The sequence below is a fragment of the Hirschia baltica ATCC 49814 genome, from assembly GCF_000023785.1.
GTDB lineage: Bacteria > Pseudomonadota > Alphaproteobacteria > Caulobacterales > Hyphomonadaceae > Hirschia > Hirschia baltica.
In genome coordinates this window covers 2,009,713-2,030,041 of the sequence record NC_012982.1, presented here as the reverse complement: position 1 = coordinate 2,030,041, position 20,329 = coordinate 2,009,713, and the positions used below count along the sequence as shown (strand labels likewise).

Genomic DNA, 20,329 nt, shown 5'->3' with positions numbered 1-20,329 from the left:
ATTGTATGCTGAGCTGCCTTCTTTTCAGCAAATTTGAGGTGTTTCTTATATGAATAAAAATTCATCTAGGAGTGCAGTACATGAAATCTTCTCTGACATTATCTCAAGCACTCATGTTGCTGGCATTGCAGGATGAAAAAGGGACTTTGTATTCTGGATATTTTCCGCAGGCTTTGGCGGGGGTAGGTCTGACTGAATTATTATTGTCGGGTGTATTAGTAAGTGACAGTGGCAAGACACCAAAATACACATGTAAACCTGATGCAATTGTTCAGGGTCAGTTCCTGTCGACGATTGCTAATTACATGCAAACAGATGGCAAAGCGCGTCCTATAAAATCGTGGGCGGAGCGAATATCTCAAAAATCTAAATTCATAAAAATATTAGCGCAGGAATTGTGTGAAATTGGCGCAGTGAGTGAAGAGAAATCAAAACTGTTTGGATTGATCCCACAAACCAAATGGCCAACTGTGAATGGCAGAATAGAGGCGGGACTGATTGAAGAAATTAAAGCGGCTTTAAATCCTAATCTCCCTATCTCTCAAATTGATGATAAAATCGGATTGCTCATCATTCTTTCTGAAGCGGCAGGTATTTTGAGGCACAATTTAGACAAGGACTTATACAAGTCTTCAAAGACGCGGTTAAAAGAGATGAAGAAAGCCGAGTTTATGAATTCGGAAGCTTTTGTGAAGGTCATCAAGGAGACAGAAGCAGCGATTATATCGGTTATTGTGGCTGCTGCAGTTATTCCGGCAGTAACGGCTGGGTAGAGGTGAGAGTTGTCAGTAAATAGAAAGCGTCAGTTTATGGCTATTCGCAAGCGATACCATCATTATCTCGATCTAAGGCAGGACGATAACCCGGGTCAGAACGTTTCATACGGTAATACCCAGACGCGCGAGCTTCTTTGCAGCTTCTGAAGAATGGGGCGGCAGAATTGGAATTTAGGTTTGGAGCAGATGAACGATTTGGAGATAGCGGAGGGTTTCCTTTTCCTCCATTATGGCAATGGTAATTTCCAGTTTTCCGGTCTGTGTGACAGCCATTTTTATCTTTGCCCCCAGAATGCGCATAGGCGGGATTGTTATAAAGCACTCGTATAATTAGAAAAATTAATACGAATGCTGACTTACTCATAATTCAATTTCTAACCCACATTCACATACCGCTTTTTCAGTTCATCGAGTGTGTGGTCTGCGTCATCTGATGTGAATGCGAGATCGAGCATGGATGGCGGTGCGAATTTTGCGTCGACCATTTTTTCCATACACTCAAAAAACGGTGTCCAATATTCATTTTTGGAAAGGAAACCCATTGGTTTGGCGTGTAGGGAAAGTTTGGCCCAAGAAAGCGTCTCAACAGCTTCTTCAAGCGTGCCAATACCGCCGGGTAGTACGACAAATGCTTCAGATTCATCCAATAGAAGTTTTTTGCGCTCGTGCATGGTTTCAACAACAATGTGCGGCACGTCTTCATAATTGCCTTCAATGCGTTGCAGGAATTGCGGGATAACGCCTAGAACTTCGCCGCCTGCTTTATGCGCGGCTTCAGCTGCGGCGAACATTAACCCGACAGTTCCACCGCCATAAACAAGTCTCCAGCCGCGCTTGGCAATTGCTCTACCTAATTCTTGTGCAAGCTTGGTGTAGGATGGATCAGCATCGTTAGATGACCCACAATAAACGCATACAGACTTGATTCCGGACATATACCATCTCCATTTATACTCTGAATCATATATATGGGTTTGAAACCAAAAGGGAGAGTGCAGGTTGTAGAAAATCAACTATTTGCACTCGGAAAGAAAGTTATGAGCCCACGCGGACACGGAAAAATGGCAGCAAGTGCCGACAATGATGGTATTGAAAGTTCCGATGCAGGGCTGATCTCGTCTATCGGTCGCATATTGATTGTGTTGGCGCGGCCTGAATTGTCGAAATGGCGCCCTTTGATGATTGTTGCGTTTGCCCTGACGGTGATTGCAAAGCTGTTTGCGGTGTCAGCACCATTGTTTTTTGGAGATGCAATTAACGCACTTTCTGATGGTGATTCGGTATTTTATTCGGTGCTAATGGGCATGGCGTTGTGGGTTGGTGCGCGTTTTCTGTCGACGGGCTTCCCATATCTTCGCGATGTTTTATTTGCGCCGATCAGTCAGGATGCGATGCGCGTTGTGGCTGTTGAAGCATTTGGACATGCGCAGAAATTATCTCTGCGTTTTCATTTGACGCGGCGCACAGGCGCACTCAATCGGATGATCGAGCGGGGGGCAGGTGCGATTGATTTTTTGATTCGGTTTTTGGCATTCAATATCGGCCCGACTATTATTGAATTGGTGTTGGCGTCGGTTGTGTTGGGCGTGAAGTTTGGTATCGGCATGTCGCTCATAGCTGTGGTGACTGTAGTGGTGTATGTGATTTTTACGCTCTCAATCACCGAATGGCGGGTAAGGCAGCGCCGTGTTCTGAATGAAGAAGATACAGAACTTCGCGGGCGTGCTGTTGATAGCCTCACCAATTTTGAGACCGTTAAAGCTTTTGCCGCTGAAGAGCGCGAAACTGAACGGCATAATCAATCCTTTTTGAGCTATAATAAATCATTCGTCGCGACGGCGCGTTCCTTGGCTTTGCTCAATGCTGGCCAAGAATTTATTATGAATTTAGGGCTGTTTGGTGTGGCGGGACTGGGCGTATGGGCGGCTATTAATGGTGGTTTGAAACCCGGCGATGTTGCGGCGGTGACGTTAATTTTGATGAATTTATATAGACCACTGAACATTCTTGGTTGGGCATGGCGGGAGATCAAACAAGGCAGTGTTGATTTAGAAAAATTGTTTGGCTTGATGGATATGGTGCCCGAAGTTGCGGATGCGCCAGATGCCAAAGAGCTAAAAGTGGGGGGTGGCCGTGTTGAATTTAAAAATGCGGCTTTCTCACATGATGGTCGTTCTGCAGGGCTAGAGGATGTGAGTTTTGTGGCTGAGGCCGGCAAGAAGCTTGCGATTGTGGGGCCGTCTGGTTCGGGGAAATCGACATTGCTTAAGCTGGCATTTCGATTTTTTGATGTTGAAAAAGGACAAGTGCTGTTTGATGGACAGGATTTGCGGTCCGTGACACAAAAGTCTCTTCGAGAAGCGTTAGGGCTGGTGCCTCAAGAGGTGGTTCTTTTTAATACCACGATCAAAGAGAACCTCATTTATGGTGCGCCTGATGCTAGCCAAGAAGAAATTGAAGCGGCAGCGGATCAGGCTCAATTGCTCGATTTCATAAATGGTTTGCCGGATAAATGGGAAACACGCGTTGGGGAACGCGGCCTTAAATTATCCGGTGGAGAAAAACAACGCTTAGGTATTGCGCGGGCAATTTTGAAAAACCCGCCCGTGCTTGTTTTGGATGAAGCGACTTCAGCGCTTGATTCGACGACTGAGGCAGAAGTGCAGCATGCACTGGAATTAGCATCAAAAGGGCGCACAACTTTGGTGGTTGCGCACCGACTTTCAACAATTGCAGATGCAGATGAGATTATTGTGTTGAAAGACGGACATGTTGCTGAGCATGGCAAGCATGATGATTTGCTCGCTTTTCATGGCATTTATGCTCAAATGTGGGAGCGGCAATCGAAAGGCAGTGAAGCAGAAGGCAGTGTTACGGCGTTTAAAAGAGTTTAGTCCGTTATTCGCCAATCTCGTTCTTTGGTAGCACTTCGTCCTTGGCATGCATCCATTGCAAGAGAGGCTTGAGGGGAAGTGCCCAGCCAATACCTGCGATACAGTAAAATAGGATAGACAGGATTTTTTTGCCTTGAAGCATTTCACCAAGGTGTACTGCGACGACGATATAGACGGCTAAAAATGCTAAAAGGGCGACTGATCCAAATACCTTGCGCAATGCGTATCTCCAAATATAGCTGCGGCAAATCATAGCTGCATGAAGCTATTTGTTTGCAGTGAGCACAAAAATTGCTTGTATGCAAAATAGTTCACTACTTAAATATTGTCACAGGCATATCTAAACACACATGCGTACTCAAGTTTCTTCTGAAGATGTCGGTTTAAAAGGTATTCGCCCTCAAAAGGGAGCCAATGCTGTTCGCATTTGGCTTCTTATAATTGCTGCTATGGTTTATGCGATGATTTTGGTGGGAGGGGCAACGCGCCTGACGGATAGCGGGCTTTCAATTACGGAATGGAAACCAGTGACGGGCGCTTTGCCGCCAATGAATAGTGAGCATTGGGCGGCTGAATTTGAGAAGTACAAAACCCAGACAGATGAATACAAACTCCAGAATGTTGGCATGGAGTTATCTGAGTTTAAATATATATACTGGTGGGAGTGGAGCCATAGATTGCTTGGGCGGCTTGTCGGTGTGGTTTTCTTGTTGCCGTTTCTGGCTTTTTGGGCATTGGGCTACACGACACCAAAACTGCGCCGCCGGTTGTGGGCATTGTTTGCTTTAGGTGGTTTGCAAGGTTTTATCGGCTGGTGGATGGTCTCTTCAGGTGTGGGTGAAACCTCGCGTGTGGATGTCGCGCCCTATCGTTTGATGACGCACTTTTCACTTGCTCTACTTATTATAGGCGGTTGTGTGTGGACGTGGTTTTCCATGCGAGAGCGTCCGCGCTTCATTGATGATAACAGATCTCAAAAATGGGCTATTATTCTGCTTGTTGCAGCTAGTTTGCAGATGATGCTGGGCGCACTTGTAGCAGGACTGGATGCGGGACGCACATATACAGACTGGCCGATGATGGATGGATCCGTTGTGCCAGCAGGATATTGGGTCAGTGAATTAGGGCTACGCAATTTCTTTGAAAATGTGGCAACAGTGCAGTTTAACCACAGAGTCATGGCGTATATTCTGTTGGGATTAAGTGTTTATGCTGCCTTTAAATTTCCACGTGCTGCGGGTGGTTGGTTTAAACGTACGGCGCATGCTGTAGCGGGGCAGTCGGTTCTAGGTGTCGTGACACTTCTATTTGGAGCACCCATTGGGCTTGGCTTGTTTCACCAGGCCCTTGGTACGATAGTGTTGCTCTCGACAGTTATACTTGTCTGGCAGTGCTCGGGGCAAAGAGAACGTTAGTTTTCTTCGCTCACCGCTTTTAGTGCATCTTGAAGCGCTTTAATTTCTGGTGAAATTGTATTTGTGGCATCTTCTTCTTGGGGTGTGTCTGCATCGTCTGAAAAATCATCCAATAATGTCTCCATGCTAATGTATGACAGCTTGGAGCTGCCGTCATTGTGCTCACCTGCTACGACCAAAAGCCCTTGCGGGTAGTCTATGGAGATAAAGTCTGGATAGGTTGCGACGCTTGATAGCGCTTGGGGTGCGTTAACGGACATTCCTTCTTTGAGAGAGTAGGTTTGTCTAGAGCCATTTTGAATGTCTGTTACTAATAAAGTGGACTGAGATTGTTTTGATATAGCAAGAGCTTTGCGCTCCAAAGATTGCGCAGAGGTGGATAGCGTCTGAGTTGGACCGCAAATTATATCAGTTTCTGAGATGTTAGGTGTTTGAGCAGCCGCCAATACAGGCGTGTCTGTCGATAAATCTATCGCCGCTTTAAAAATTGCATCATCACTTTCATAGTTGATCTGCATTTTGTCCATTGGCTGGTCGGACTTTGCTTCGCATAAAGTATCGATCGTGGGCGATGTATTTAAAGCAGAAAATCCAACTATCTTGTTTTCTGGAGAAACGAGTGCCAAGGATAAAAGATCATCTTGAGATTTTGCGATGTGTGCGATTAAGTCCGTGCCGGAAACAGAGATTGGTTTGCTAGAGGAAATTTCGGCAAATAGATCGGGTTTTGATCTTGCGACTGGGATTCCATCCATATCAAAAGTCTGGGCAGAGCCGTCTTCTAGAATTGCCGTAGTATAAAAGGCACCTGATTCTGATTTTCCAATAGCAATGTCTATAATTGGCGCGGCCGCAGGCTTAGATTCCCAGATTATTGGAAGGGTGTTTTGAGGCGTTTCAGTTTCAATATTGGGTTGAACAGGCGCGATTTCTTCGCTATTTTCGGCTGGTGAACAGCTAAATGTCAAAAATGTTGCAAGGAATCCTAATGAGATTGCTAGCTTTGTGTTGACAAAGGTTACACTGGACTGTAGCCACACTCGCTCGTTCATTTGAACAATCAACTTTCTATTATATGAGGCCCCGTGAGGGAGCGATGAAAACTTATTCTGCAAAACCTTCCGAGGTCGAACACAAATGGGTCGTGATTGACGCTGAAGGCGTTGTTGTAGGACGTCTAGCGTCTTACGTTGCAAAGCGCCTGCGTGGCAAGCACCGTGCTGACTTTACACCGCACATCGACACTGGCGACCATATTGTAATTATCAACGCTGATAAAGCTGTCTTCACTGGTAACAAACGCCGTGACAAGACTTACTATTGGCACACTGGCCACCCTGGTGGGATCAAATCTCGCCGCGCTGAAGAAATTCTTGATGGACGTTTCCCAGAACGCGTTCTTAAGAAGGCCGTCGAGCGTATGATGCCAAGAGAAAGCTCTTTGGCTCGTACACAATTTTCTAAGTTGCGTGTTTACGCTGGCACAGAGCACCCACATGATGCTCAACAGCCAGAAGTTGTCGACTTCGCAGCTATGAACAGCAAAAACGTGAAAGCTGCTTAAATATGTCCGACGCTGTAGAAAGCCTAGAAGACCTAAAAAACTTGAACTCTGAAGCTGGCGCTGTTGCTGCTGCTCCGTTGATTCCTGTTGAGCCAACTATCGATGCACAAGGTCGTGCATACGGTACTGGACGTCGTAAATCTGCTGTTGCTCGTGTTTGGATTAAACCGGGTACTGGTAAGATTACAGTGAATGGTAAAGACCAGACAGAGTATTTTGCTCGCCCGGTTTTGCGTTTGATCCTTGAGCAACCTTTGATCGCCGCTGAGCGTCGTACAGAGTTTGACGTTGTTTGTACTGTTAAAGGTTCTGGCCTTTCTGGACAAGCTGGTGCGGTTCGTCACGGTATCTCTCGCGCATTGGTGGCTTATGAGCCAACTCTTCGTGCTGCGTTGAAACCACACGGCTTCATGACACGTGACTCACGTGAGGTTGAGCGTAAGAAATACGGTCGTGCTAAAGCGCGTCGTTCTTTCCAGTTCTCCAAACGTTAAGTTTCGAAACAATATATTCTGGAAAGGGCGCTTGGCTTATGTCACAGCGCCCTTTTCTTTGTCTCAATTTCTTTGCAAGCTGAATTTAAGAGGTATTTGTCATGGCCCCGACAGTTTTTATTGATGGTGAAGCTGGAACGACAGGTCTTCAGATCGCAGATAGACTACGTGACCGGTCTGATCTGGAGCTTATTTCAATTGCGCAAGAAAAACGCAAAGACGCATCTGAGCGTGCGCGTCTTATTAATAGCGCGAATGTCGTTATATTGTGTTTGCCGGATGACGCCGCGATTGAAGCTGTGTCTTTGGTAGACAATCCCGATACGGTTATTATTGATGCTTCAACAGCGCACCGTGTCGCTGATGGATGGGTTTATGGTTTTGCTGAAATGGCTAAAGACCAGCGAGAGGCAATTGCTAAATCCAAACGTATTTCAAACCCGGGATGCTATCCAACAGGTTTTATCGGATTGGTGCGTCCGCTAGTTGAGGCGGGAATTATTCCTGCAAGTCATCCCATTACTGTGAACGCTGTTTCTGGTTATACAGGCGGTGGTAAAGGGATGATTTCTATGTTCGAAGATGAAGCATCTGAACACTATACCACAGAAGCATTTCGCGCGTATGCGCTCGGGCAAGTGCATAAACACCCGCCTGAAATGCAAGTACATGCTGGTTTGGAATATCTACCAATGTTTGCACCTGCTGTAGGGCGTTACGCTCAAGGTATGTTGGTTGAATTGCCGCTGATCACGCGCGCATTGCCCAACAAGCCGACACGTGCGGCTATTCAATCAGTGCTAGAAAAATCTTATATTGGTGAGCAATTTGTTGAGGTGAAATCACTGGATGATTGTGATGCGCTAGGTAGTGTTGAACCTGAAGCTTTGAATGGCACAAATAAGATGGAATTGTTCACTTTTGGAAGTGATGAACAAGTTCGCTTGGTTGCGCGCTTGGATAACCTTGGCAAAGGTGCTTCAGGGGCGGCAGTCCAGAATATGAATATTGCGCTTGGATTTCCAGAAAATTCAGGACTTTAATCGTCAGCCAGTCTCTCTCATACACCAAATGGTGTGTAGTGATTGTTCAAGCAATTGAGATAGAAATGCTCAATGTTTGTCTGTTGAGCGGGCAGTTTACAAAAAAAATGCTATCTAATGGCGAAAAAGTGAATATCACACGGTCTTGTTAACTAATCCGGTAGAGTTCATGGCGCAAAAGGCGCATACTATTTGAACGATGACCAATTAGACCCTGGGGAATTTCATGAAACTGAAGTCAGAGGGACTGCCACGTCCCGAGCCTCGCAAATTTGACTCTTCGATACTTGCTACAGAAATTGTTGAACGTCTGACTTACCGTGTTGGTAAGGATGCTGCCAATGCACACAAGCATGACTGGTTGCATGCGGTCATTCTCGTTATTCGTGACCGTATTATTGATGCATGGATTCGAACGAAACAAGAGTTTCATGAAGATAAAGGTAAGCGGGTTTATTATCTCAGCCTTGAATTTCTTATTGGTCGCTTGATGCGTGATGCCGTTTCCAACATGGAAATGCTTGAGCAGATGCAAGAAGCACTAGGAAGCCTTGGGGTAGATCTAAATGTTGTCGCTGAATTAGAGCCTGATGCGGCGTTAGGTAATGGTGGGCTTGGTCGCTTGGCTGCGTGTTTCATGGAAAGCATGGCAACCATTGGTGTACCAGCCTATGGGTATGGAATTCGCTATATCAACGGTATGTTCCGTCAGGAAATTTCGGATGGCTGGCAAGTTGAGCTTCCTGAAACATGGCTCGCACACGGAAACCCATGGGAATTTGAACGTCGAGAGTGTTCTTACGAAGTTGGCTTCGCCGGAGTGGTTGAAGCAGCTGAGGAAACGCTAGGTACACCGGGTAAAATGACATGGAACCCGCAAGAGCGTGTTATTGCGACGCCATATGATACGCCAATTGTTGGTTGGCGCGGCAATCAGGTGAATACACTTCGCTTGTGGAGTGCACAGCCTATTGATCCGATTTTGCTCGATCAATTTAATGCCGGAGAGCATCAGGGAGCCCTGCGCGACAGCAATAGGGCGAGTTCTTTGACGCGTGTTTTATACCCTGCAGATTCATCCGTTGCTGGGCAGTCTTTGCGTTTGCGTCAGGAATACTTCTTCACCTCAGCATCTTTGCAAGACATTGTGCGCCGTCATATTCAGGATTTTGGAGACATTCGTACTCTGCATGAGCGTGCGTCAATTCAGCTAAATGATACTCATCCAGCTGTTGGAGTCGCGGAGTTGGTGCGTCTTCTCGTTGATGTGCATGATATTGAGTTTGAAGAAGCTTGGGATATCGCGCGAGAAACATTCTCTTACACAAACCACACATTGCTGCCTGAAGCTTTGGAAAGCTGGTCTGTGCCATTGTTTGAACGTTTATTGCCGCGTCACATGCAGCTTGTATATGCTATCAATGCCCACATTCTTAAAGTTGCGCGTAAAACCAAAGGGTTTGACGATGCGGCTGTATCTGCCATTTCACTTATTGATGAAGCTGGCGAACGCCGCGTTAGAATGGGAAATCTGGCTTTTGTTGGCTCTCATAAGGTCAATGGGGTCTCGGCGCTACATACGGAATTGATGAAACAAACCGTATTTAAAGATCTTCATAAACTCTATCCGGACCGCATCAACAACAAAACAAATGGTGTGACTTTCCGGCGCTGGTTGATGCAGTGTAACCCTGAACTTACTAATTTGATTGAAGAGGCGATCGGACCTGCATTTAAAGATGATGCGGAACGTCTTATCGACTTGAATAAGTTTGCGGATGATACAGCGTTTCAAGAAAAGTTTATGGCTGTGAAGTTGGAGAAAAAAATTCAACTTTCTAATCACCTTGCTTCATATTGTGGTGCGAAAATTGATCCTGCGTCGATGTTTGATATTCAGATCAAACGGATCCATGAATATAAACGTCAATTGCTCAACATTATTCACGCCGTTGCATTATACGATCAAATTCGTACCCACCCTGAAAAGGACTGGGCACCGCGGGTGAAAATCTTTGGTGGTAAGGCGGCGTCTAGCTACCACAACGCCAAGCTGATCATCAAACTTGCCAATGACGTTGCGCGGGTTATCAATCAAGATCCAGCAGTTCAGGGACTGTTGAAAGTTGTATTCGTGCCAAACTATAATGTTTCGCAAGCAGAGAGATTATTTCCTGCTGCAGACCTTTCTGAGCAAATTTCGACAGCGGGTATGGAAGCTTCAGGTACTGGAAACATGAAATTCCAAGTCAATGGCGCTATCACTATCGGTACGCTAGATGGTGCGAATGTTGAGATTAAAGAAAATGTCGGTGACGACAATATAGTTATATTCGGAATGACTGCAGATGAAGTTGCGGCCAAACGTGAAGGTAATTATGACCCCAAAGAAATCATCGCTAATTCACCAGAGCTGAAGCAGGCGCTTACGGCAATCCAGACTGGTACATTCTCACCAGATGATACTTTCAGATATTCTGGACTTATTGATGGAATTGTCGAGCACGATTGGTTTATGGTCGCAGCGGACTTTGATAGTTATTCGTTGGCGCAGCGACGTGTTGACGAAATCTGGAAAGATAAGAAACTCTGGGCTAAAATGGCGATTAAAAATACCGCTAATGCTGGTTGGTTTTCGTCGGATAGAACAATAAGGCAATATGCTGAAGAAATCTGGAAAGTAGGCCTCTAATGACACTAGGATCAGACCGCATTCATGCACTGATCTCTGCGCAGGAAAATGATCCCTTTTCTGTTTTGGGGGTTCATCCTGAAAATAATGGCAATAAAACGAAGCGGTTTATTGCGCGTGCGCTATTTCCCGATGCTATTCATGTGGAAGCATACACTTTGGCAGGAAAAAGCGTTGGTGAGTTGACTAGAATTGATGATGCAGGCCTCTTTGAAGGCTCAGTTGCATTGAAGAAACGTCAACCCATTCGGTATGTGGCGAAATATGAAAATGGCGGCACATATGAAATAGCTGATGCCTACAGTTTTGGTCCAGTTCTTGGCCCGATGGATGATTATTATCTTTCAGAGGGCTCGCATTTGCGATTGTTTGATAAACTCGGCGCACATGTGATTGAACACGAAGGAGCTAAAGGTGTTCATTTTGCTGTGTGGGCCCCAAATGCTCAACGCGTATCTGTCGTTGGGGATTTTAATAAATGGGACAATCGCCGCAATCAAATGCGCAAACGAGTGGACACGGGTATATGGGAAATCTTCTTACCCGACATTGGTGATGGTGCAGCGTATAAATATGAGATCGTAGGGCCAGACGGAAATACGCTTCCGTTGAAAGCCGACCCTTTTGCCTATAAATCAGAATTAAGGCCCAATACTGCTTCTATTGTTAAAGGTCCGTCAGAACGCACATGGAATGATGATGAGCATCGTAAATATTGGGCAGATGCGGATGCGCGTAGATTGCCGATATCCATCTATGAAGTGCATCCAGGTTCATGGCGCAAAAATGGCTATGGCGGCTTTTTAAGCTGGGATGAAATGGCGGAGCAACTAATTCCATATGTTTTAGATATGGGATTTACGCACATCGAATTTTTGCCAATCAGTGAATTTCCATACGATCCAAGTTGGGGATATCAAACGACTGGCTTATATGCACCCACAGCACGCTTTGGAGACCCTGACGGGTTTGCGCGTTTTGTGGAAGGCGCACACAAAGCTGGTTTAAGTGTCTTGATTGATTGGGTGCCAGCGCATTTTCCAACGGATGCTCATGGTCTCTCTCGGTTTGATGGGACTGCCCTTTATGAGCATGAAGATCCACGCAAAGGATTTCACCCTGACTGGAATACCGCGATATTTAATTTTGGTCGCAAAGAGGTTGTGTCCTATCTGGTCAACAATGCTTTGTTTTGGGCTGAACATTTTCATGTTGATGGTCTTCGCGTTGATGCAGTGGCGTCGATGTTATATTTGGATTATTCGCGGGAACAGGGTGAGTGGATACCAAATGAATTTGGTGGTCGTGAAAACCTAGAGGCTGTCGATTTTCTAAAATTGATGAATAAGGAAGTTTACGGCCGTCATCCAGGTATTTTGACAATGGCTGAAGAATCTACCTCTTGGCCTAAAGTTTCTCATCCAGTGCATGAAGGCGGGCTTGGTTTTGGGTTCAAATGGAATATGGGGTTCATGAATGACACGTTGCGTTATCTCGCACGTGATCCAGTTCATCGCCAACATCACCACAATGAAATTACATTTGGATTGATGTATGCCTTTACTGAAAATTTTGTATTGCCTTTAAGCCATGACGAAGTTGTGCACGGCAAAGGATCCTTGCTGAATAAAATGGCGGGGGATGATTGGCAAAAATTTGCAACTCTTCGCGCTTATTTTGCCTTTATGTGGGGGTATCCAGGTAAGAAACTTTTATTCATGGGGCAAGAGTTTGCTCAACGAGATGAGTGGAGTGAAAAACGCTCTCTTGATTGGCATTTACTCGAATATGGGCCGCACCAAGGTGTACAAAGCTTGGTACGTGATCTGAACAATATCTATAAGTCTGAGCCTGCGCTGCATGCACGTGATTGTGAAGGAGAAGGCTTTGATTGGGTGCTTGTGGATGCTGCGGCAGATTCAGTTTTTGCGTGGCAAAGAAAAGCACCGGATGCGCCAACAATCCTAATAATTAGTCATTTTACACCCATAGTGCGCAATAGTTACAAAATTAAATTGCCTCATGCAGGTATTTGGAAAGAAATTTTGAATACAGATGCGCATACTTATGGAGGATCGGGGGTGGGGAATTTGGGTAAAATACAAACTGATCAAAATGGAATTGCCGATTTGAATATTCCGCCGCTAGGAACGCTGATCTTAAAACTGGAGTCGTAATGATTGTGGCCGCACCAGCTTTGAAGACAAAAGAAAGTTTCGATTTTTTAGAGTCGCAGATTAATACGCAGAAATCTGATAGTGGGATGAGTGGTCCCATTCGTGTGTTATCTGTGACTTCGGAACTGTATCCTTTGATCAAAACCGGCGGTTTGGCTGATGTCACTGGTGCGCTGCCGTTAGCACTAAAAGATCAGGGCGTGGAAGTGCGTTCATTCATTCCCGGATATCGTTCGGTGATGAGTAAATTGGAAAATCCACGTGTAGTGAAAACCTACAACAACTTATTTGGAAGCAAAGCTGCTATTTTGGCAGATGAAGTAGCTGGCCATAAAATTTATGTATTGGATTGTCCTGATTTCTTTGATCGATCAGGTGGGCCCTATCTTGATGAAAATGGTGCGGACTGGGAAGATAATTGGCAACGGTTTGGGGCATTGTCTAAAGCTGCTGCGGACGTTGCACTTGGAAAGTTGAAAGAGTGGGAGCCGCAAGTCATTCATGCGCATGACTGGCAGTCTGCGTTGTCGCTTGCATATGTGCGATACGCCAACTTTGGTAATATTCCTCGGATCATGACGATTCATAACCTTGCTTTTCAAGGCAGGTATGATGCTAAAATATTCAAAAAGCTTGGTCTCCCTAAAAAAGCTTGGGCTATGAATGGCGTCGAATATTATGGCGGCATTGGCTATATGAAAGCAGGGCTAAGTTCGGCTGATGTAATTACGACTGTTAGTCCGACTTATGCGCGTGAAATTCGGCGCCCTGAAAATGGCATGGGTCTGGATGGACTAATTAATCATCGTGAGAATGATCTATATGGTATTTTGAATGGGATCGATGATGATGTCTGGAACCCGCCTGAAGACCCTTATATTACGAAACAATATTCGGCACGTAATTATCAGATGAGGCGTCAGAACAGGTTTGATCTGGAAACAGAGTTTGGCCTGTTTCATGATGAAGACCCTCTGTTTGTTATTTGCTCCCGCATGACATGGCAAAAGGGCGTAGATATGCTCCTCGAGCTGTTGGATGAGCTGGTTCCGATGGGTGCAAAATTTGCGGTGCTCGGTCAGGGAGATAATGCAATTGAACGTGGTTTTCTTGCTGCATCGCAACGTCACCCAGGCAGGATTGGAGTCAAAGTTGGCTATGAAGAGCCAATTGCCCATCGCATGCAGGCTGGTGGTGATGCAATCTTAATTCCATCGCGTTTTGAGCCGTGTGGGCTGACGCAATTGTATGGGCTTCGTTATGGGTGTGTTCCAGTGGTTACGCGTGTTGGCGGGCTTGCAGACACGATTATTGACGCCAATGAAGCATCGGTATCTCTTGGGTGTGCGACTGGTGTGCAATTTTACCCGCCTGACCCATTTCATTTGAAACAAGCTGTCGTTCGGACGATAAAATTGTACAATGACAAAACTGCTTGGAAATCTATGCAGCGCGCCGGTATGAGGTCAGACTTTTCTTGGGGACGAAGTGCAGCGCGCTATGTAGATCTATATCGTCAAGTTATTGCAAATTACGATGCCAAGAAAACGTTTCGGCCACTTTCTCGAGCAATTCGAGCTGCTCTATAGAGATTTAGAGAAAATCAATGATCAACCCTGATCTAAAATTACACCTTGGATCGCGTTTACTTCCCAATGGGGTGCGTTTCTGCGTATGGTCTCCTGAAGCATCAAGTATGCATGTTTGCTTATTTGATGGTGATCATGAAACTGATCGCATTCTGATGACAAAGGATGAAGAGGGGTATTGGTCAGCATTCATCGAAAATGCTGACGAAGGAAGTTTATACGGCTATCGAGCTGATGGTGTCTGGGACCCAGAAAATGGTTTGTGGTTTGATCCAAACAAATTGCTTTTGGATCCTTATGCAACCCAAATCAATCAAGCTTTCGTATATCATGCGGATCTGGCGGCGCATCGTGATGCAAAAATTGATACAGCTGCATTGATGCCCAAAGCGGTTGTTTGCGTGCCTCCGCTTGAAGTTGAAAACGCTCATAAAAAGTTTCCTGATGGCGGTTTGATTTATGAGCTTCAGGTCAATAGTTTTTCAAAACTAAACCCCAAAATACCAAAGACTAAAAAAGGCACTCTTGCTGCCCTTACGCATCCATCTGTGATTAAGCATTTAAAACGGGTTGGTGTCGATGCTGTGGAGCTTATGCCAATCAATGCATGGATAGATGAACGTCATCTTGCACCTTTGAACCTGCACAATGGATGGGGGTATAATCCTGTTAGCTATTTTGCACTTGATCCCAAATTAGCGCCGGGTGGCTTAGAGGAATTAAAAGCTGCGGTGAAAGCGTTGCACGACGCGGATATTAGTGTGTTTCTAGATGTTGTTTTTAATCATAATGGAGAAAGCGACGTCTACGGACCAACACTGAGTTTTAGAGGCTTAGATGCCAAATCATATTTTAGAACACATGATGGTCAGCCTGGACATTTGATAAATGATACTGGATGCGGCAATTCCATTGATTGTAGCCATCCTGTTGTACGCCGTTTGATACTTGATTCCATGCGGTACTTCGTGAAATTCGCAGGTATAGACGGGTATCGGTTTGATTTAGGGCCAGCACTGGGCCGTGAAGATGCGAATGGGGGCCATTTCAACGCCAAAGCCAGTCTCATTCAGGAGATGTTGGCAGATGATGTGCTCAATGATTGCGTTCTAATTGCAGAGCCTTGGGATATCGGACCTGGTGGTTATCAGCTTGGTAATTTTCCGTCACGTTTCCTCGAATGGAATGATGCTTATCGTGACGATGTAAGACGTTTTTGGCGAGGTGACGCCGATGCACTTGGGAAATTTGCAACGCGGCTTTGTGGATCGTCTGATGTTTATCAAAATCTGGATGAGGATAAACCTTCAAAGACGCGTTCTGTGAATTTTGTCGCCGCTCATGATGGATTTACACTCGCTGACTTGGTGGCATTTGAAGACAAGCATAATTATGCAAATGGAGAGAATAATCGCGACGGCCACAATGATAATATTTCATGGAATAATGGCGTAGAAGGCGATACTGCCGATCAGTCTGTTTTGAATAAAAGGCGTGTTGATTTAAAAGCGATATTATCGACACTTTTCCTTTCCAAAGGTTGTATTATGCTGACAGCCGGTGACGAATTCGGACGCAGTCAATCAGGTAATAATAATGCTTACGCTCAGGATAATGAGATTACTTGGTTAGACTGGTCAAAGCGGGACAAGAAGCTTGAGCGTCATGTTTCAGAATTGTCTGAAGTTCGAAAAAAACTAGGTCTACATGATGATGTTCACTTTTGGGCGGAGCAAGATGTTGTCTGGCGGCGCTTTGATGGTGAAGAAATGACTGTTCTTGATTGGGAAAAGCCTGATATGGGGGCGTTTGTTATGGAATTGACCTCTAAAAATGCATTAATACTTTTCAACAGGACTGATCGTCATCAGACATTTATTCGTTGTGGAAGTACCCAAACCATAAGTCCGCGGACTGTGAACGTCGTTTTTTATTAAACGGCCCTTATTTTAACAGGCTGCACAGATGATATTATCAATACTAAATTCAATTTGAAACCAATTAGACTTCAATTACCGATAGAAATGTAAGTTATGAATATTGTGACCCCTTCAGAAATTGAACTTGGACATAAGAGCTCAGACAAAGCTCCTTGGTGGAAAGGGGCTGTTATTTATCACATTTATCCGCGCAGCTTCTACGACTCCAACGGTGATGGTATTGGAGATTTGAGAGGGTGTATTGAAAAATTGGACCATATTGCATCATTGGGTGTCGATGCCATCTGGTTATCACCGTTTTTTAAGTCTCCACAGGCTGACTATGGGTACGATATTTCTGACTATAAAGAGATTGATCCCACATTTGGAACCTTAGATGATTTTGATGACTTGGTTGAACAGGCTCATAGTCGTGGGCTGAAGATTATTATTGACCAAGTTTATGCTCATACTTCGGATCAACACGCTTGGTTTGAAGAGAGCCGCCAAAGCAGAAAGAATGTAAAATCTGACTGGTATGTATGGGCTGATCCAAAAATTGATGGAATGCCGCCCAATAATTGGCAATCTGTTTTTGGTGGACCAGCATGGGAATGGGATGCACGCCGCCAACAGTATTTCATGCACAATTTTCTAAAAGAACAACCGCAATTGAATGTGCATAATTTGGATGTGCAGAATGCCATTTTGGAAATTATGCGTTTCTGGATAGATCGCGGTGTTGATGGTTTTCGTATGGATGCCATAAACTTTGCTATGCATAACCGTGCGATGACAGATAACCCTCCTTCAAATTTGGAAAGGTCTCGTGTTACGCGTCCTTTTGATATGCAAAAGCGTATCCACAATCAGTCACAACCAGAAATCCCGCTTTTTATGGAACGTATTCGTAAAGAGCTTGATAAGCACGGCGAGATTTTTACTGTTGCCGAAATTGGAGGAGATGAAGCTTTATCGGAAATGCGCGATTACACGTATGGTGATAAACGTTTGAACTCTGCATATAGTTTTGATTTTCTTGATGGGCCTCCCGTTTCTGCGGACAAGGTTCGAGGAACTCTTGGAAATTGGATAGGTGAAGACGGCGAAGGTTGGCCGTCTTGGGCTTTTGAAAACCATGATGCACCACGTGCGGTTAGTCGGTGGGCAAAGCCAGAAAACCGTTGGTTCGCAGCGCGTAATTATATGATGTTGCTGCTTTCACTGCGTGGGAACGCGTTTATCTATCAAGGTGAGGAATTGGGATTACCTCAGGGTGAGGTTGCTTTTGAACATCTGAAAGATCCAGAAGCTATTGCGAATTGGCCAAGGACGTTGGGGAGAGATGGTGCGCGGGTGCCGATGCCGTGGAATAAAAATGCAGATCATGCGGGCTTCACAACAGGGACACCTTGGATACCAGTCGATCCAAAACAAGCTGAATTAGCTGTTGATACTCAAACTGATGATATTCCCTGCATGCTGCGCTTCACCAAATATGCGATGGGTGTAAGAAAGAGAACTTTGGCGCTTCGACTCGGCTCGATGACATTTATGGATACGCATAATTCCTCTGTATTGGCGTTTATGCGACGACATGACGAAGAGCACATTATGTGTGTCTACAATTTCAGCGATAAACATTCAAAATGGAATCACCATCTTGGAAAGGGTTGGAAGGTCATGTTTAGTCATGACGGTATGAGTGATGGCTGGGAAGTGCCTCATGATTTACCAGCTTACTCTGCGTATTGGGCAAAACTTACTAAATAACCCGATAAATAAGAAAGGCAGGTGATATTGATTGTCTGCCTTCTTTATGTACGTAATTTCAATATAAACTCAAACCATCGTTCAATCTTCTGGCAGTCGTCTATTAAATTATTGACTGTTATTGCCATCTATTGATGTCAGTAGGACGAGGGCGCAATTTTTCAATTAAGACGCGCGTGCATAAGGCGGAGCATTCTATGCTGGATATTTCTGTAGCATTTAAGACTAAGCTGACTGAATTAGTGAGCTTCATTTATCCTGAGCATGACTGCGATTCCCTTATCGAGCAGATTATCGAAGCGTATTGGGAAGACAGTGATTTAATACGCACTGATCAACGTCAGCCAAGCAATATCGGACTGTGGTCCGAAGATGATGCTGTGATTATCACCTATGGAAATTCGATAAAAGACGGGAAGCATAAGCCGTTAGATTTATTACAGGATTTTTTAAGGCGCTATTTAGGGGACACTATAACTAGCGTACACATTTTACCTTTTTTCCCATTTACATCAGACGATGGTTTTGCGGTAACTGACTATCGTTCAGTCAATAGTGAGCTTGGAGAGTGGGAAGATATAAAACGTATTGGAAAGCGTTTTAAACTGATGTCAGACTTAGTGTTGAACCACGTATCTAGCCAAAGCAAGTGGTTTAACGACTATCGGCAAGGTCATGAGCCTTATGACAAATTTTTCTTTGAGGCGCGTCCTGATGATGATTTGAGTGAGGTTGTCCGTCCGCGTACCAATGAATTGTTGCGGGAAGTGCAAACTCCTTCAGGTAGTAAGCACGTTTGGTGCACATTTAGCCACGATCAAGTTGATGTTGATTTTACCAATCCTGAAGTTCTGCTGGAATTTTTGCGGATAATGCGCCTGCATGTCGATAATGGTGTTAGAATAATCAGGCTGGATGCTGTTGCATTTATCTGGAAAGAAATTGGCACGAATTGCATTCATCTTCCTCAAACTCATGCAATCGTTCAGCTCATGCGTTTGTTGTTGGATTTTGCCAAAGAAGACGTGATCCTTCTGACAGAAACGAATGTGCCAAACACAGAAAACCTATCCTATTTTGGAAATAGGAATGAAGCGCATGCAGTTTACAATTTTTCTCTACCGCCATTGATTTTGCAGGCTTTGCTGAGTGGGTCTTCACGTCATTTAAACCAATGGCAAATGGCGATGCCACCTGCGCAAATGGGGTGTGCTTATCTAAATTTCTCAGCATCTCATGATGGTATAGGAATGAGACCGGCTGAAGGCTTGCTAAATGAAGAAGAAATCAATGATGTTATTGAAACAGTAAAATCATTTGGTGGCTTGGTTTCCATGCGCTCGACGCCAGATGGTGGTCAGAAACCTTATGAGTTGAACGTCACGTTTTTCGATGCATTGAAGGGGACGCTCAAAGGTGAGGATGATCTTCAGCTTCAACGTTTCTTGTGCAGTCAGTCTATTGTTATGGCACTGGAAGGAATTCCAGCTTTCTACATCCATTCATTGATTGGAACGCACAATCACATGGCTGGTGTTGAAAAGACGGGTATAAATCGCGCAATTAATAGACGGCGCTGGAATTATCCTGATTTGCGAGCTTATCTTGACGATGAAAATAGCTCTCATGCACGTGTATTATCAGAAATGACAGCCCGTATTCAGATCCGCCGTAAACAAGAGGCATTTCATCCAAACGCTACTCAATTTACCATGCAGCTTGGGGATGATATTTTTGGTTTCTGGCGTCAAAGCTATGACCGTTCGCAATCAATATTCGCATTGCATAATGTAACAGATAGAGAGCTGACCATTCCAGCTGTATCGATCAATCTGATTGGTGGACATGACTGGTTTGATTTACTATCTGGAGAAAAAGTGAACGAGCACACATCTGAAATCACTTTTGCGCCATATCAGTGTCGGTGGATAACCAATCGTTCAAAATAGGAAAAAGCCCCGCATATTATAGCGGGGCGGACTCTGCGTGGCTT

Annotated in this window: 16 protein-coding genes; 12 read left to right on the top strand and 4 right to left on the bottom strand. The window is 44.9% G+C overall.

Annotated elements, in window-relative coordinates; all coding sequences use genetic code 11:
• Positions 1–80 precede the first annotated feature (80 nt).
• Positions 81–773 carry a GOLPH3/VPS74 family protein gene (locus HBAL_RS09475; protein WP_015827723.1) on the top strand — a complete coding sequence of 231 codons (693 nt, stop codon included), beginning with the start codon at positions 81–83 and terminating at the stop codon, positions 771–773.
• A 40-nt stretch (positions 774–813) separates the two neighbouring features.
• Here the strand turns inward: HBAL_RS09475 and HBAL_RS09470 are convergent, their stop codons facing one another.
• Entirely contained in the window at positions 814–1,140 is a 327-nt protein-coding gene (locus HBAL_RS09470) for an excalibur calcium-binding domain-containing protein (protein ID WP_015827722.1), read from the bottom strand.
• Between the two features lie 10 nt (positions 1,141–1,150).
• Entirely contained in the window at positions 1,151–1,711 is a 561-nt protein-coding gene (locus HBAL_RS09465) for an LOG family protein (protein ID WP_015827721.1), read from the bottom strand.
• Positions 1,712–1,813: 102 nt separating this feature from the next.
• Between HBAL_RS09465 and HBAL_RS09460 the strand changes: the two genes are divergently transcribed.
• Entirely contained in the window at positions 1,814–3,670 is a 1,857-nt protein-coding gene (locus HBAL_RS09460; protein ID WP_041302186.1) for an ABCB family ABC transporter ATP-binding protein/permease, read from the top strand.
• Positions 3,671–3,674: 4 nt separating this feature from the next.
• On the opposite strand, the gene HBAL_RS09455 is transcribed toward HBAL_RS09460, so the two are convergent.
• Entirely contained in the window at positions 3,675–3,890 is a 216-nt protein-coding gene (locus tag HBAL_RS09455; protein WP_015827719.1) for a DUF2842 domain-containing protein, read from the bottom strand.
• Between the two features lie 130 nt (positions 3,891–4,020).
• On the opposite strand from HBAL_RS09455, the gene HBAL_RS09450 reads away from it, so the two are divergent.
• Positions 4,021–5,085 (top strand): COX15/CtaA family protein, encoded by a 1,065-nt coding sequence (locus tag HBAL_RS09450; protein WP_015827718.1) that lies wholly within the window; start codon positions 4,021–4,023, stop codon positions 5,083–5,085.
• Here the strand turns inward: HBAL_RS09450 and HBAL_RS09445 are convergent.
• A complete protein-coding gene (locus HBAL_RS09445; RefSeq protein ID WP_149037397.1) occupies positions 5,082–6,053 on the bottom strand; it encodes a hypothetical protein in 972 nt (323 codons plus the stop codon). The two genes, HBAL_RS09450 and HBAL_RS09445, sit on opposite strands and share 4 nt — an antisense overlap.
• A gap of 128 nt (positions 6,054–6,181) precedes the next feature.
• Between HBAL_RS09445 and rplM the strand changes: the two genes are divergently transcribed.
• The 9 genes from rplM (at position 6,182) to HBAL_RS09400 (ending at position 20,285) form a co-directional block, all read left to right on the top strand.
• On the top strand, positions 6,182–6,649 hold the full coding sequence (gene rplM, locus HBAL_RS09440) for a 50S ribosomal protein L13 (protein ID WP_015827716.1): 468 nt from the start codon (positions 6,182–6,184) through the stop codon (positions 6,647–6,649).
• Positions 6,650–6,651: 2 nt separating this feature from the next.
• On the top strand, positions 6,652–7,143 hold the full coding sequence (gene rpsI, locus HBAL_RS09435) for a 30S ribosomal protein S9 (RefSeq protein WP_015827715.1): 492 nt from the start codon (positions 6,652–6,654) through the stop codon (positions 7,141–7,143).
• A 101-nt stretch (positions 7,144–7,244) separates the two neighbouring features.
• The gene (gene argC, locus HBAL_RS09430) at positions 7,245–8,186 is read left to right on the top strand and encodes an N-acetyl-gamma-glutamyl-phosphate reductase (RefSeq protein WP_015827714.1); all 942 of its coding nucleotides are present in this window, start codon (positions 7,245–7,247) and stop codon (positions 8,184–8,186) included.
• Between the two features lie 226 nt (positions 8,187–8,412).
• Positions 8,413–10,878, top strand: coding sequence for a glycogen/starch/alpha-glucan phosphorylase (locus HBAL_RS09425; RefSeq protein WP_015827713.1), 2,466 nt, complete (start codon positions 8,413–8,415; stop codon positions 10,876–10,878).
• The gene (gene glgB / locus HBAL_RS09420; RefSeq protein WP_015827712.1) at positions 10,878–13,055 is read left to right on the top strand and encodes a 1,4-alpha-glucan branching protein GlgB; all 2,178 of its coding nucleotides are present in this window, start codon (positions 10,878–10,880) and stop codon (positions 13,053–13,055) included. The genes HBAL_RS09425 and glgB overlap by 1 nt, the downstream gene beginning before the upstream one ends.
• 86 nt (positions 13,056–13,141) lie before the next feature.
• A complete protein-coding gene (gene glgA, locus HBAL_RS09415; RefSeq protein WP_015827711.1) occupies positions 13,142–14,644 on the top strand; it encodes a glycogen synthase GlgA in 1,503 nt (500 codons plus the stop codon).
• A 17-nt stretch (positions 14,645–14,661) separates the two neighbouring features.
• Entirely contained in the window at positions 14,662–16,581 is a 1,920-nt protein-coding gene (glgX, locus tag HBAL_RS09410; RefSeq protein ID WP_015827710.1) for a glycogen debranching protein GlgX, read from the top strand.
• 96 nt (positions 16,582–16,677) lie between these two features.
• Positions 16,678–18,336 carry an alpha-glucosidase family protein gene (locus HBAL_RS09405; RefSeq protein ID WP_015827709.1) on the top strand — a complete coding sequence of 553 codons (1,659 nt, stop codon included), beginning with the start codon at positions 16,678–16,680 and terminating at the stop codon, positions 18,334–18,336.
• 197 nt (positions 18,337–18,533) lie between these two features.
• A complete protein-coding gene (locus HBAL_RS09400; protein WP_015827708.1) occupies positions 18,534–20,285 on the top strand; it encodes a sugar phosphorylase in 1,752 nt (583 codons plus the stop codon).
• Positions 20,286–20,329: the final 44 nt, after the last annotated feature.